Source organism: Type-F symbiont of Plautia stali (assembly GCF_059731105.1).
On record NZ_AP035909.1, the window covers coordinates 1 to 14256 of the forward strand.

Sequence of the window (14256 nt, forward strand, 5' to 3'; positions counted from 1 at the left end):
CCGGTAGTTATCCAAAGAACAACTGATGCATGTTTTTTGAGCTGTGTATAACCTAAGGTTTTGATCCCAGCTTATACGGATCAGGATCACCGATCACTCACAGCTAGTGATCCTGCTCATCCTGTTGTTTATGCAAGGCTTCTGGCACATATCCACAGGAGGCCGGGATCCTAATAAGAGATCTAACAGAAAGATCATATACAGATCTAAGATCCTTTCTTTTAAAACCGGACGATCCCGCGGCTTTCACCCCAGACGGAATTTGAGTAGAATCCACGCCCCAGGACGACGATCCTGCACGTTCATCAACCGAGGTACCACTTCATGTTTTATCAGGATCCTTTTGACGTCATCGTAATTGGTGGTGGTCATGCGGGCACCGAAGCCGCAATGGCGGCAGCCCGAATGGGTCAGCAAACCCTGTTACTCACCCATAACATTGATACGCTTGGACAAATGTCCTGCAACCCGGCGATCGGTGGCATTGGCAAAGGACATTTGGTGAAGGAAGTGGATGCCCTGGGGGGTCTGATGGCCCATGCGATCGACCAGGCCGGTATCCAGTTTAGGATACTAAACGCCAGCAAAGGGCCGGCGGTGCGGGCCACCCGTGCTCAGGCCGATCGCGTGCTCTATCGCCAGGCGGTGCGCACTGCCCTGGAGAACCAGCCCAACCTGATGATCTTCCAGCAGGCGGTCGACGATCTTATCGTTGAAAACGATCGCGTGGTGGGTGCCGTGACTCAGATGGGACTCAAGTTCCGCGCGAAAACCGTGGTACTGACCGTCGGAACCTTCCTGGACGGCAAAATTCATATCGGTCTGGACAACTACAGTGGCGGTCGCGCAGGTGATCCCCCGTCCATTCCGCTGGCAAAACGACTCCGCGCGCTGCCGCTGCGGGTAAACCGCCTCAAAACCGGCACGCCGCCGCGCATTGACGCTCGCACCATCGATTTTTCAGTGCTGAGCCCGCAGCATGGGGATAACCCGATGCCGGTCTTCTCGTTTATGGGCAGTGCCGCTCAGCATCCGCAGCAGGTGCCGTGCTGGATCACCCATACCAACGAGAAAACCCACAACGTGATCCGCGAAAACCTGGATCGCAGCCCGATGTACGCCGGGATCATCGAAGGGATCGGCCCGCGCTACTGCCCGTCGATCGAAGACAAAGTCATGCGCTTTGCCGATCGTAACTCGCATCAGATCTTCCTGGAGCCGGAAGGGCTGACCAGTAATGAGATCTACCCGAACGGTATCTCTACCAGCCTGCCGTTTGACGTGCAGATGCAGATCGTCCGCTCAATGAAGGGGATGGAGAATGCGAAGATCGTGCGTCCGGGTTATGCCATCGAGTATGACTTCTTCGATCCGCGCGATCTCAAACCGACGCTGGAGAGTAAGTTTATCGACGGCCTCTTCTTTGCCGGACAGATCAACGGCACAACCGGTTATGAAGAAGCCGCTGCGCAGGGGATGCTGGCCGGTCTGAACGCCGCCCGTCAGTCTGCTGACAAAGAGGGCTGGGCACCGCGTCGCGATCAGGCTTATCTGGGCGTGCTGGTTGATGACCTCTGTACGCTCGGCACCAAAGAGCCGTACCGCATGTTTACCTCCCGTGCCGAATACCGTCTGATGCTGCGCGAAGACAATGCCGATCTGCGTCTGACCGAAACCGGTCGTGAACTGGGTCTGGTCGATGATGCACGCTGGGCGCGCTTCAACCAGAAGCTGGAAGCGATTGAGCAGGAGCGTCAGCGTCTGCGCGATATCTGGGTTCATCCAAAATCCGAACACGTTTCCGACGTCAATACGGTGCTCAGCGCGCCGCTGACCAAAGAAGCGAGTGGTGAAGATCTGCTGCGTCGTCCGGAGATGACCTATCTGAAGCTGATGGCGCTGGAGGCCTTCGGCCCGGCACTGGCCGATGAGCAGGCCGCTGAGCAGGTTGAGATTCAGGTGAAGTATGAAGGCTACATCGCGCGTCAGCAGGAAGAGATTGATCGTCAGTTGCGTAATGAGAACACGCTGCTGCCGGTTGAGCTTGACTATCGCCAGGTGAATGGACTCTCTAATGAGGTGATCGCCAAGCTGAACGATCACAAGCCGACGTCGATCGGGCAGGCGACGCGCATTTCCGGTATTACCCCGGCGGCCATCTCGATTCTGCTTATTTACCTGAAAAAACAGGGTCTGCTGCGCAAAAGCGCCTGATCTTAAACGGGGCGAGGAGACTCGCCCCCGCTGAATGGACTTATGCTGTGATTAACACACTCACGTCGCTGCTCAATGCAGCCGGTATTTCCCTCTCCGATCAACAAAAACAGCAGCTGGTTGCCTATGTCGGCCTGCTGGATAAGTGGAACAAAGCCTACAACCTGACCTCCATCCGCGATCCGCAGCAGATGCTGGTGCGTCATATCCTCGACAGTATCGTGGTGGCGCCGCATCTTCAGGGCGCACGCTTTATTGATGTTGGCACCGGACCGGGTCTGCCAGGCATTCCGCTGGCTATCGTCATGCCGGATGCGCACTTTACGCTGCTCGACAGTCTGGGCAAGCGGGTCCGGTTCCTGCGTCAGGTTCAGCATGAGTTAGGACTTACTAACATCACGCCGGTCCAGAGCCGGGTAGAGACCTTCCCGGCGGAACCCCCGTTCGACGGGGTGATCAGCCGTGCTTTTGCCTCCCTGACCGATATGGTGACCTGGTGTCATCATCTGCCGGGAAGGGAAGGGCGCTTCTTTGCGCTGAAAGGGGTGCGACCAGACGATGAAATTGCCGCTTTACCGGCGGGCTTTGGGGTAGATTCCGTCATCAGACTGCAGGTGCCTCAGCTGGACGGTGACCGCCACCTGGTTATTCTGCGTCACCAGTAGCCTTATCGTCAGCAGGGTCTTAGCGCGTTTCAGCCTCAGGCCCTCTCAGGCGGCTGATTAAAAAAAACGCAGACGAGATCGGTGTGATAAAAGTTTTTGATTAAACGCGCGCGGTAAGAAGGTTAAAAAGGCCGATGGAAATTATCCGAAAAGCTCTGTTACATTTAACTTTTAATTCACATTTGGTTATCAGAAATATCACTTGTATAGCCGGGTAGCGGAATAAAAATAGTCACGTCAGAAAATATATCGCGGTAATAACCTGCCGTGCGTAATATCAGTTTCACGATTCTCAGGCACAGTTCGATGTCAATAGCCTGTTTTCCGGGAAATTACGCTTTCCGCTACAGCGATCTAATTTTAAGTGGCTGATTCAACTAGCCTTAACCGATGCAGGCCGGGCGCTGAAATAGCACCCTGATAAAACTCATTCTGGCGCAGGTGCTTATTATGTGATCTAAAGCACGCTTTAAAAGCAAGACGCCAGTGAATTTTCAGTCCGATTCAGATGAATTCCGGCAGGGTAATCTTTGGAAAAATAGCCCTCCGGAAAGAAATTTAAATAATTGTTCACCTTTTCGCTACTTACCGATTGAAATCGCAGGTGCGGCCCGTATAATTTGCACGGCTTTTGCTGCTTGACTCAACTGCGCAAAGGCAGTCTTATACGACACGCGACATACCCCTGATGGGGCAGGAGAGTATCAGCGTCATGTCAGTGTCTCTTTACAGTGTGAAATTCGCCCGAACGGTGCTGATGATTCAGCTGGTGACGATAGTCATCATCGGCGCACTCTTTGCTGTTAAAGATGTCACGTGGGGTGTCTCTGCTCTTGCTGGCGGAGCGGCAGCCTGGCTGCCAAACGTATTGTTTTTGTTTTTAGCCTGGCGCCTGCAGGGGCAATCCCCCGCTTCGGGGCGAGTCGCGTGGAGCTTCGCTTTAGGTGAAATAGCCAAAGTGTTTGCGACCATCATTTTGCTCATTGTGGCGTTGGGTCTATTCGGCGCGGTCTTCTGGCCGGTCGGAATAACCTGGTTATCGGTGCTGGTGGTACACATGCTGGCACCGGCGGTAATTAACAACAAAGGGTAAGAGGCATCATGGCTGCAGGAGAAATCTCTACTCCGCAAGAGTACATTGGTCACCACCTGACTCATCTTCAGTTGGACCTGCGTACCTTCGAGTTAGTGAATCCGCACGACGCTCCCGCGACGTTCTGGGTATTAAATATCGATTCCATGTTTTTCTCTCTGGTGCTGGGAGTTATCTTCCTGGTGTTGTTCCGTAGCGTGGCGAAGTCTGTCACCAGCGGTGTGCCAGGGAAAATGCAGGCGGCTATCGAACTGGTTGTCGGCTTCGTTGATAGTAACGTGCGCGACATGTATCACGGTAAGAGCAAACTTATCGCCCCGCTGGCTCTGACAATCTTTGTCTGGGTCTTCCTGATGAACTTCATGGATCTGCTGCCTATCGACCTGCTGCCGACAATCGCTGAGAAAGGTTTAGGCCTGCCGGCGCTGCGCGTCGTACCGTCTGCAGACGTGAACATCACGCTCTCTATGGCGTTGGGCGTATTTATTTTGATTCTGTTCTACAGCGTCAAAATGAAAGGCATTGGCGGCTTCACGAAAGAGCTGACGCTGCAGCCTTTTAACCACCCGATCTTCATCCCGATCAACCTGATTCTGGAAGGTGTGAGCCTGCTGTCTAAGCCTGTGTCACTGGGTTTACGACTGTTCGGTAACATGTATGCGGGTGAACTGATCTTTATCCTTATTGCCGGTCTGTTGCCGTGGTGGTCACAGTGGGTGCTGAATGTGCCGTGGGCCATTTTCCACATCCTGATCATTTCGCTACAGGCTTTCATTTTCATGGTCCTCACGATCGTCTATCTGTCGATGGCATCTGAAGAGCATTGATTTTTTTCTCAACACTACTTTCCCTCCTGATTCCGGGTGGCAGCGCACGCCGCTGAAGCCCGGAAGATGAAGGGAGCATTTAACTGAAACAAACTGGAGACTGTCATGGAAAACCTGAATATGGATCTGCTGTACATGGCTGCCGCTGTGATGATGGGCCTGGCGGCAATCGGTGCTGCGATCGGTATCGGCATCCTCGGAGGAAAATTCCTGGAAGGCGCTGCTCGTCAGCCTGACCTGATTCCTCTGCTGCGTACGCAGTTCTTTGTTGTAATGGGTCTGGTGGATGCAATCCCGATGATCGCTGTTGGTCTGGGTCTGTACGTGATGTTTGCTGTCGCCTAAAGCCCTGTGTTCACTCAGCGCACAATGTGCAGGGGTGAACGGATTCTGCCGCTTATCGCTGATAACGGCAGAAAAGTTAAATACTCAATCTAGAGGCATTGTGCTGTGAACATTAATGCAACAATCCTCGGCCAGGCTATCGCGTTCATCCTGTTTGTCGCGTTCTGCATGAAGTACGTATGGCCGCCGATTATGGCTGCCATCGAAAAGCGCCAGAAAGAAATTGCTGAAGGCCTTGCTTCTGCTGAACGTGCGAAGAAAGATTTGGATCTCGCGCAGGCTAATGCGACCGACCAGCTGAAAAAAGCCAAAGAAGACGCTCAGGTCATTATCGAGCAGGCGAACAAGCGTCGCACGCAGATTCTGGACGAAGCCAAAACCGAAGCTGAAAACGAACGTAATCGTATCGTGGCACAAGCGCAGGCGGAAATTGACGCCGAACGTAAACGTGCACGTGAAGAACTGCGTAAGCAAGTCGCGTTGCTGGCTATGGCTGGCGCCGAGAAGATCATCGAACGCTCCGTGGATGAAGCTGCTAACAGCGACATCGTTGATAAACTGGTCGCTGAACTGTAAGGAGGGAGGGGCTGATGTCTGATCTGATTACTGTAGCTCGCCCCTACGCCAAAGCAGCTTTTGACTTTGCTGTTGAGCATCAAAGTATTGAACGCTGGCAACAGATGCTGGCGTTCGCCGCAGAAGTGGCTCGCAATGAACAGATGGCTGATCTTCTCTCTGGTGCGTTAGCACCGGAAGCGCTGGCAGCGTCGTTTAACGCAGTCTGTGGTGATCAACTGGATGAACCCGCGCAGAACCTGATTAAGGTGATGGCGGAAAACGGACGTTTGACAGCGCTTCCGGCTGTACTGGCCCAATACATCGAACTGCGTGACGCTCATGAAGCCACCGCTGAAGTTGATGTTATCTCCGCCAGTACGCTGAGTGACGACCAGCTGAATAAAATCAGCGCCGCGATGGAAAAACGTCTGTCACGCAAAGTTAAGCTGAATTGCAAAATTGATAAGTCTGTGATGGCAGGCGTGATCATCCGTGCGGGTGATCTGGTTATTGATGGCAGCGTACGCGGCCGTCTTGACCGTCTGGCTGACGTCTTGCAGTCTTAAGGGGACTGGAGCATATGCAACTGAATTCCACCGAAATCAGCGAACTGATCAAGCAGCGCATTGCTCAGTTCAATGTCGTGAGCGAAGCTCACAACGAAGGTACGATTGTTTCTGTAAGTGACGGTATCATCCGCGTACACGGCCTGGCCGATGTCATGCAGGGTGAGATGATTGCCCTGCCGGGTAACCGTTACGCTATCGCCCTGAACCTCGAGCGTGACTCGGTTGGTGCTGTGGTGATGGGTCCTTACGCTGACCTCGCCGAAGGCATGAAGGTTAAGTGTACTGGCCGTATTCTTGAAGTACCGGTAGGCCGTGGCCTGCTGGGCCGCGTCGTGAACACCCTGGGTGCTCCTATCGACGGTAAAGGCGCAATCGACAACGACGGTTTCTCACCGGTTGAAGTGATTGCTCCTGGCGTTATCGATCGTCAGTCAGTCGACCAGCCGGTTCAGACCGGTTATAAGTCGGTCGATGCGATGATTCCAATCGGCCGTGGCCAGCGTGAGCTGATCATCGGTGACCGTCAGACCGGTAAAACCGCGATGGCGATCGATGCGATCATCAACCAGCGCGACTCAGGCATCAAGTGTGTCTACGTTGCGATTGGTCAGAAAGCCTCAACCATCTCTAACGTGGTTCGTAAGCTGGAAGAGCATGGCGCACTGCAGAACACCATCGTTGTTGTGGCGTCTGCCTCTGAATCTGCTGCACTGCAGTATCTCTCTCCGTACGCAGGTTGTGCGATGGGCGAATACTTCCGTGACCGCGGTGAAGATGCGCTGATTGTTTATGATGACCTCTCCAAGCAGGCTATCGCATACCGTCAGATCTCTCTGCTGCTGCGTCGTCCACCAGGTCGTGAAGCATTCCCTGGCGACGTGTTCTATCTCCACTCTCGTCTGCTGGAACGTGCATCACGCGTAAGCGCTGAATATGTTGAGCGTTTCACTAATGGCGCGGTGACAGGTAAAACCGGTTCACTGACTGCACTGCCGATCATCGAAACTCAGGCGGGCGACGTTTCTGCGTTCGTTCCGACCAACGTAATCTCGATTACTGACGGTCAGATCTTCCTGGAATCGAACCTGTTCAACTCCGGTATTCGTCCGGCGGTTAACCCAGGTATTTCGGTATCCCGTGTTGGTGGTGCTGCACAGACCAAGATCATCAAGAAACTGTCCGGTGGTATCCGTACCGCGCTGGCACAGTATCGTGAACTGGCGGCGTTCTCGCAGTTCGCTTCTGATCTGGATGATGCAACCCGTAAACAGCTGAGCCACGGTCAGAAAGTGACCGAGCTGCTGAAGCAGAAACAGTATGCGCCGATGTCTGTCGCGCAGCAGGGTCTGGTTCTGTTCGCTGCCGAGCGTGGCTACCTGAACGACGTTGAACTGGCAAAAATTGGTAGCTTTGAAGCTGCACTGCTGGCCTTCGCCGATCGCGACCACGCTGAGCTGATGGCTGAAATCAACCAGTCGGGCAACTTTAACAACGATATCGAAGCGAAGCTGAAAGGCCTGATCGATACGTTTAAAGCAACCCAGTCCTGGTAATGTCTGGCGGCTTGTCTGAAAAGGCAGGCCGCAAGGCTTTGAGGAGAAGCTAATGGCCGGCGCAAAAGAGATACGAAGCAAGATTGGAAGCGTGAAAAACACGCAGAAAATCACCAAAGCGATGGAAATGGTCGCCGCCTCCAAGATGCGTAAAACGCAGGAACGCATGGCGGCCAGCCGTCCGTATGCAGACACCATGCGCAAAGTGATTGGTCACCTTGCGTTGGGTAATCTGGAATACAAGCACCCTTACCTGGAACAGCGCGACGTCAAGCGCGTCGGCTACCTGGTCGTTTCAACAGACCGCGGGCTTTGTGGTGGTTTGAACATTAACCTGTTCAAAAAATTACTGGCGGATATGAAGTCCTGGTCCGATAAAGGCGTGCAGAGCGATCTGTCGATTATCGGTTCAAAAGGGGCGTCATTCTTCAGTGCTGTGGGTGGCAACATCGTGGCGCAAGTCAGCGGCATGGGCGATAAACCTGCCCTGTCTGACCTGATTGGCCCGGTAAAAGTGATGTTGCAGGCTTATGATGAAGGCCGCATCGACAAGCTGATGATCGTCAGTAACAAGTTCAATAACACCATGTCTCAGACTCCGACCATCACCCAACTGCTGCCGTTAGCGCCAGCGGAAGGTGAAGAAGAGATGAAGGCGAAGACCTGGGATTACCTGTACGAACCCGATCCGAAAGCGCTGCTGGATACCCTGCTGCGTCGTTATGTCGAATCGCAGGTTTATCAGGGTGTGGTGGAAAATCTGGCCAGTGAGCAGGCCGCACGTATGGTGGCGATGAAAGCCGCAACCGATAACGGCGGAAATCTGATCAAAGAGCTGCAGTTGGTGTACAACAAAGCTCGTCAGGCCAGCATCACCCAGGAACTTACCGAGATCGTCTCGGGGGCCTCCGCGGTTTAACCAGGTTTGGAATTAGGTAGAGGATTCAAGATGGCAACTGGAAAGATTGTCCAGATTATCGGCGCCGTTGTTGACGTCGAATTCCCTCAGGACGCGGTACCGCAAGTGTACAGCGCCCTCGAGGTGATGAATGGTGATGCACGTCTGGTGCTGGAAGTTCAGCAGCAGCTGGGCGGCGGCGTTGTGCGTACCATCGCAATGGGTACGTCTGACGGCCTGAAGCGTGGTCTGAGCGTCAACGACCTGCAGAAACCGATTCAGGTTCCAGTCGGTAAAGCGACCCTGGGCCGTATCATGAACGTTCTCGGCGAGCCAATCGATATGAAAGGCGAGCTGAAAGAAGAAGATGGCAGCGCAGTAGAGATCGCCTCTATTCACCGCGCGGCACCTTCTTATGAAGATCAGTCTAACTCGCAGGAACTGCTGGAAACCGGCATCAAGGTTATCGACCTGATGTGTCCGTTTGCGAAAGGCGGTAAAGTCGGTCTGTTCGGTGGTGCGGGTGTGGGTAAAACCGTCAACATGATGGAACTGATCCGTAACATCGCGGCTGAGCACTCAGGTTACTCTGTGTTTGCCGGTGTGGGTGAGCGTACTCGTGAGGGTAACGACTTCTACCACGAAATGACCGACTCTAACGTTATCGATAAAGTTGCGCTGGTCTATGGCCAGATGAACGAGCCGCCGGGTAACCGTCTGCGCGTCGCACTGACCGGTCTGACCATGGCGGAAAAATTCCGTGACGAAGGCCGCGACGTTCTGCTGTTCATCGATAACATCTACCGTTATACCCTGGCTGGTACAGAAGTTTCTGCACTGCTGGGTCGTATGCCATCTGCGGTAGGTTACCAGCCAACGCTGGCAGAAGAGATGGGTGTGTTGCAGGAGCGTATTACCTCCACCAAGACCGGTTCAATCACCTCCGTACAGGCCGTTTACGTTCCTGCGGATGACCTGACTGACCCGTCACCAGCGACCACCTTCGCGCACCTGGACTCAACCGTTACGCTGAGCCGTCAGATTGCCTCTCTGGGTATCTACCCGGCCGTTGACCCGCTGGATTCTACCAGCCGTCAGCTGGATCCGCTGGTTGTGGGTCAGGAGCACTATGATGTTGCACGTGGCGTTCAGTCACTGCTGCAGCGTTATCAGGAGCTGAAAGACATCATCGCCATCCTCGGTATGGATGAGCTGTCTGAAGAAGATAAACTGCTGGTGGCACGTGCGCGTAAGATTCAGCGCTTCCTGTCTCAGCCGTTCTTCGTTGCGGAAGTATTCACCGGTTCACCGGGTAAATACGTTTCCCTGAAAGACACTATCCGTGGCTTTAAAGGCATCATGGAAGGTGAGTTTGACCACCTGCCAGAGCAGGCCTTCTACATGGTTGGTGCCATCGAAGAAGCCGTGGAAAAAGCGAAGAAACTGTAATAACGGTTTCCCGGGAGGAAGATTATGGCTATGACTTATCACCTGGATGTGGTCAGCGCAGAGGAGCAGTTGTTCTCTGGTCTGGTACAGAAAATTCAGGTGTCAGGTAGCGAAGGTGAACTGGGGATTTTCCCTGGCCATGCGCCGCTGCTGACTGCCATTAAGCCTGGAATGATCCGTATCGTGAAACAGCACGGCGAAGAGGAGTATATCTACCTCTCTGGCGGCGTGCTGGAAGTGCAACCGGGCAGCAGCACCGTTCTGGCCGATACCGCGATTCGCGGTACCGATCTGGATGAAGCGCGTGCTCTGGAAGCAAAACGCAAAGCAGAAGAGCACATGAACAGCAGCCACGGCGACGTGGACTATGCTCAGGCCTCTGCCGAGCTGGCGAAAGCCATTGCTAAACTGCGCGTGATCGAACTGACCAAAAAAGCGATGTAATCCAGCTTTATGCGTCACGAAATGCCAGCCCTCGGGCTGGCATTTTTTTTGTCTGCTATGGCAAATCGGCCTCTTCGCCTAATTTCGGCCTGAGAAAAATGTAGTAATCTCCCCCCTAAACCGTTTTACTTTCACCCGTAAAAATTCACCCAGGATAGTTATGTCTAACAGTGCGATGAGTGTGGTGATCCTTGCTGCTGGCAAGGGCACCCGTATGTATTCCGATCTGCCGAAAGTTCTGCATACGCTGGCAGGCAAACCGATGGTTCAGCATGTCATTGACGCCGCCAAAGGGCTGGGCGCACAGCACATCCATCTGGTTTATGGTCACGGCGGCGACCGCCTGAAAGCAACCCTCACTGATAGTGCACTCAACTGGGTGTTGCAGGCTGAACAGCTTGGCACCGGCCACGCGATGCAGCAGGCCGCGCCTGCGTTTGCCGATGATGAAGAGATCATGATGCTGTATGGTGACGTGCCGCTGATCTCCCTGGAGACCCTGAAGCGACTGCGCGAAGCCAGACCGCAGGGCGGTATCGGGCTACTCACCGTGGTGCTGGACGACCCCACCGGATACGGGCGCATTGTGCGTGAGAACGGCACCATCACCGGCATCATCGAACAGAAAGATGCCAGCCCTTCACAGCTTGCCATTACCGAAATCAACACCGGTATTCTTATCGCCAACGGCGGCGATTTAAAACGCTGGCTGGCGCAGCTCACCAACAATAATGCGCAGGGCGAATATTACATCACCGACATTATTGCGCTGGCGCATCAGGAAGGGCGGACGATCAATGCCGTTCATCCGGCGCGTATCAGTGAAACCGACGGGGTGAACAACCGGCTGCAGCTGGCGACCTTAGAACGCACTTATCAGGCGGAACAGGCGGAAAAACTGCTGCTGGCGGGCGTGATGCTGCGCGATCCGGCCCGTTTTGACCTGCGCGGAACGCTGACGCATGGACGGGATGTGGAGATCGACACCAATGTCATTATTGAAGGCCAGGTGACGCTGGGCGCACGCGTGAAAATCGGTGCGGGCTGCATCATCAGAAACAGCGTAATCGGCGACGATTGCGAAATCAGCCCCTATAGCGTGATCGAGGATGCCACCCTCGCGACCGCCGTTACCGTCGGGCCGTTTGCCCGTCTGCGTCCCGGCAGCGATCTGGCGCACGCCGCCCACGTGGGTAACTTCGTCGAAATGAAAAAAGCGCGTCTGGGCAGAGGATCGAAAGCGGGTCACCTCTCTTATCTCGGCGATGCGGAGATCGGCGACAACGTAAATATCGGTGCAGGCACCATCACCTGTAACTATGACGGCGCGAACAAATCGAAGACCGTGATTGGCGATGACGTCTTTGTCGGCTCCGATACCCAGCTGGTGGCCCCGGTCAGCGTGGCGGCAGGCGCTACCATTGCGGCAGGTACCACCATCATGAAGGATGTGACCGAAGCCGGTCTGGTCTACAACCGCAAAGAGCAGAATCACAAAGCGGACTGGCAGCGTCCGGTGAAGAAAAAATAAATTTTTTAACGGCCCGCTTTATGCGGGCCGGTACAGTGCAGTGCCAAAACTATAATCCCCACTCTCTACAAGGCTCGGGGAACCGGCAAAGCCGGATATCAGGTCGCATGACAACGAAAGTGGCGAAAAGCCATGTAGTCAGGAAAACATCATTATGTGTGGAATTGTTGGTGCAGTAGCACAGCGCGATATCGCAGAGATTCTGCTGGAAGGTCTGCGTCGTCTTGAATATCGCGGATATGATTCGGCCGGTCTGGCCGTGGTCGATCGTCAGGGGCACGTTACGCGCCTGCGGCGTTTAGGGAAGGTGCAGAAACTGGCGGAAGCTGCTGAACAGCAGCCGCTGATTGGGGGCACCGGCATCGCGCATACGCGCTGGGCAACCCATGGCGAGCCGTCGGAAGCGAATGCGCATCCGCACGTATCAGAACATATCATCATCGTGCACAACGGCATTATCGAAAACCATGAGCCGCTGCGCGCGGAGCTGATCGAACGCGGCTACGTTTTTGTTTCTGAAACCGACACGGAAGTGGTGGCGCATCTGGTTCACTGGGAGCAGAAGCAGGGTGGATCGCTGCGTGACGTGGTGCTGCGCGTGATCCCGCAGCTGCGCGGTGCCTATGGCATGGTCATCATGGATAGCCGTGATCCTTCACGGCTGGTGGCGGCCCGTTCCGGCAGCCCGCTGGTCATCGGTCGCGGCGTGGGTGAAAACTTTATCGCCTCCGATCAGCTGGCGCTACTGCCGGTCACCCGTCGCTTCATCTATCTGGAAGAGGGCGATATCGCCGAGATCAGCCGCCGCGACGTGACGGTAATCGATCGGGAAGGCAACAGCGTGACGCGCGCCGAGATTGAGTCGAACCTGCAATATGATGCCGGTGACAAAGGCATTTACCGTCACTACATGCAGAAAGAGATCTATGAACAGCCGATGGCGCTGAAAAGTACCCTGAGCGGTCGCTTCAGCCAGGGGCAGGTGGATCTCAGCGAGCTGGGTGCGGGTGCCGAGGCGCTGCTGAGCCAGGTTGAGCATATCCAGATTATCGCCTGCGGCACCTCCTATAACTCTGGCATGGTGTCACGCTACTGGTTTGAGTCGCTGGCCAACATCCCCTGTGATGTTGAGATCGCCTCAGAGTTCCGCTACCGCAAGTCAGCGGTGCGCAAAAACAGCCTGCTGATCACCCTGTCGCAGTCGGGCGAGACCGCCGACACCCTGGCGGCGCTGCGCCTCTCGAAAGAGCTGGGCTACCTGGGATCGCTGGCGGTCTGCAACGTGGCCGGTTCGTCGCTGGTGCGCGAGTCGGACCTGGCGCTGATGACCAAAGCGGGCACGGAAATCGGCGTCGCGTCGACCAAGGCGTTCACCACGCAGCTCGCCGTCCTGCTGATGCTGGTGGCGAAACTGGGCCGTCTGAAAGGGATGTCCGCCGACACCGAGCATGAGATCGTGCACGCGCTGCAGGCGCTGCCCAGCCGGATTGAGCAGATGCTGGCGCAGGATAAGCTGATTGAGAATCTGGCCGAAGGCTTCTCTGACAAGCATCACGCGCTGTTCCTGGGACGTGGCGATCAGTATCCGATCGCTATGGAAGGGGCGCTGAAGCTCAAAGAGATCTCCTACATCCATGCGGAAGCTTACGCCGCTGGCGAACTGAAACATGGCCCGCTGGCGCTGATTGATGCCGATATGCCGGTCATCGTGGTGGCACCCAATAACGAACTGCTGGAGAAGCTCAAATCCAACATCGAAGAGGTGCGCGCCCGTGGCGGCCTGCTCTATGTCTTTGCCGACCAGGATGCCGGCTTCAGCGACAGTGACGGGATGAAGATTATCCCGCTGCCGCATGTCGAAGAGGTGATTGCGCCGATCTTCTACACCGTGCCGTTGCAGTTACTCTCCTATCACGTCGCCCTGATCAAAGGCACCGACGTCGACCAGCCCCGTAACCTGGCCAAATCGGTTACCGTGGAATAATCAGGTGGGCCCCAGCGTGGGCCCACTTCATTTTTGCGCACTGTCATATAAATGTCATATTTCGTACATTTCACTGTCATCAAACTGTCCTATTTTCCCTCCTGCAGCAATCACTGACTCTTACTA

At 54.8% G+C, this 14256-nt stretch carries 13 protein-coding genes; all 13 read left to right on the forward strand.

The window, feature by feature from the left end; all coding sequences use genetic code 11:
• Nucleotides 1–324: 324 nt before the first annotated feature.
• The 13 genes from mnmG (at nt 325) to glmS (ending at nt 14130) form a co-directional block, all read left to right on the forward strand.
• Nucleotides 325–2214 (forward strand): tRNA uridine-5-carboxymethylaminomethyl(34) synthesis enzyme MnmG, encoded by a 1890-nt coding sequence (gene mnmG, locus AC6I7A_RS00005; protein ID WP_009088193.1) that lies wholly within the window; start codon nt 325–327, stop codon nt 2212–2214.
• A gap of 47 nt (nt 2215–2261) precedes the next feature.
• Nucleotides 2262–2879, forward strand: coding sequence for a 16S rRNA (guanine(527)-N(7))-methyltransferase RsmG (gene rsmG, locus AC6I7A_RS00010; protein ID WP_058957194.1), 618 nt, complete (start codon nt 2262–2264; stop codon nt 2877–2879).
• 712 nt (nt 2880–3591) lie between these two features.
• Nucleotides 3592–3972: a F0F1 ATP synthase subunit I gene (gene atpI, locus AC6I7A_RS00015; RefSeq protein ID WP_009088196.1), complete on the forward strand. Its 381-nt coding sequence runs from the start codon at nt 3592–3594 to the stop codon at nt 3970–3972.
• Nucleotides 3973–3980: 8 nt separating this feature from the next.
• The gene (gene atpB, locus AC6I7A_RS00020) at nt 3981–4799 is read left to right on the forward strand and encodes a F0F1 ATP synthase subunit A (RefSeq protein ID WP_046100889.1); all 819 of its coding nucleotides are present in this window, start codon (nt 3981–3983) and stop codon (nt 4797–4799) included.
• A 105-nt stretch (nt 4800–4904) separates the two neighbouring features.
• Entirely contained in the window at nt 4905–5144 is a 240-nt protein-coding gene (gene atpE / locus AC6I7A_RS00025; protein ID WP_003849523.1) for a F0F1 ATP synthase subunit C, read from the forward strand.
• 105 nt (nt 5145–5249) lie between these two features.
• The gene (gene atpF / locus AC6I7A_RS00030; RefSeq protein WP_009088200.1) at nt 5250–5720 is read left to right on the forward strand and encodes a F0F1 ATP synthase subunit B; all 471 of its coding nucleotides are present in this window, start codon (nt 5250–5252) and stop codon (nt 5718–5720) included.
• A gap of 14 nt (nt 5721–5734) precedes the next feature.
• Nucleotides 5735–6268, forward strand: coding sequence for a F0F1 ATP synthase subunit delta (gene atpH / locus AC6I7A_RS00035; RefSeq protein WP_009088203.1), 534 nt, complete (start codon nt 5735–5737; stop codon nt 6266–6268).
• A gap of 14 nt (nt 6269–6282) precedes the next feature.
• Nucleotides 6283–7824 (forward strand): F0F1 ATP synthase subunit alpha, encoded by a 1542-nt coding sequence (atpA, locus tag AC6I7A_RS00040; RefSeq protein ID WP_009088205.1) that lies wholly within the window; start codon nt 6283–6285, stop codon nt 7822–7824.
• Between the two features lie 52 nt (nt 7825–7876).
• Nucleotides 7877–8743 carry a F0F1 ATP synthase subunit gamma gene (gene atpG / locus AC6I7A_RS00045; RefSeq protein WP_003849534.1) on the forward strand — a complete coding sequence of 289 codons (867 nt, stop codon included), beginning with the start codon at nt 7877–7879 and terminating at the stop codon, nt 8741–8743.
• 30 nt (nt 8744–8773) lie between these two features.
• On the forward strand, nt 8774–10171 hold the full coding sequence (gene atpD, locus AC6I7A_RS00050; protein ID WP_058957193.1) for a F0F1 ATP synthase subunit beta: 1398 nt from the start codon (nt 8774–8776) through the stop codon (nt 10169–10171).
• A gap of 24 nt (nt 10172–10195) precedes the next feature.
• Entirely contained in the window at nt 10196–10615 is a 420-nt protein-coding gene (locus AC6I7A_RS00055) for a F0F1 ATP synthase subunit epsilon (protein ID WP_008926374.1), read from the forward strand.
• A 160-nt stretch (nt 10616–10775) separates the two neighbouring features.
• Nucleotides 10776–12146 carry a bifunctional UDP-N-acetylglucosamine diphosphorylase/glucosamine-1-phosphate N-acetyltransferase GlmU gene (gene glmU, locus AC6I7A_RS00060; RefSeq protein WP_058957192.1) on the forward strand — a complete coding sequence of 457 codons (1371 nt, stop codon included), beginning with the start codon at nt 10776–10778 and terminating at the stop codon, nt 12144–12146.
• 154 nt (nt 12147–12300) lie between these two features.
• Complete coding sequence (gene glmS / locus AC6I7A_RS00065) at nt 12301–14130, forward strand: glutamine--fructose-6-phosphate transaminase (isomerizing) (protein ID WP_009088215.1); 1830 nt, start codon at nt 12301–12303, stop codon at nt 14128–14130.
• The last annotated feature ends 126 nt before the right edge of the window (nt 14131–14256 follow it).

What these genes read in the sequence shown, in the direction of transcription:
- atpB (WP_046100889.1), top strand. Translation starts at nt 3,981, where the DNA reads ATGGCTGCAGGAGAAATCTCTACTCCGCAAGAGTACATTGGTCACCAC.
- glmS (WP_009088215.1), top strand. Translation starts at nt 12,301, where the DNA reads ATGTGTGGAATTGTTGGTGCAGTAGCACAGCGCGATATCGCAGAGATT.
- glmU (WP_058957192.1), top strand. Translation starts at nt 10,776, where the DNA reads ATGTCTAACAGTGCGATGAGTGTGGTGATCCTTGCTGCTGGCAAGGGC.
- atpH (WP_009088203.1), top strand. Translation starts at nt 5,735, where the DNA reads ATGTCTGATCTGATTACTGTAGCTCGCCCCTACGCCAAAGCAGCTTTT.
- mnmG (WP_009088193.1), top strand. Translation starts at nt 325, where the DNA reads ATGTTTTATCAGGATCCTTTTGACGTCATCGTAATTGGTGGTGGTCAT.
- atpE (WP_003849523.1), top strand. Translation starts at nt 4,905, where the DNA reads ATGGAAAACCTGAATATGGATCTGCTGTACATGGCTGCCGCTGTGATG.
- AC6I7A_RS00055 (WP_008926374.1), top strand. Translation starts at nt 10,196, where the DNA reads ATGGCTATGACTTATCACCTGGATGTGGTCAGCGCAGAGGAGCAGTTG.
- atpG (WP_003849534.1), top strand. Translation starts at nt 7,877, where the DNA reads ATGGCCGGCGCAAAAGAGATACGAAGCAAGATTGGAAGCGTGAAAAAC.
- atpD (WP_058957193.1), top strand. Translation starts at nt 8,774, where the DNA reads ATGGCAACTGGAAAGATTGTCCAGATTATCGGCGCCGTTGTTGACGTC.
- atpA (WP_009088205.1), top strand. Translation starts at nt 6,283, where the DNA reads ATGCAACTGAATTCCACCGAAATCAGCGAACTGATCAAGCAGCGCATT.
- atpI (WP_009088196.1), top strand. Translation starts at nt 3,592, where the DNA reads ATGTCAGTGTCTCTTTACAGTGTGAAATTCGCCCGAACGGTGCTGATG.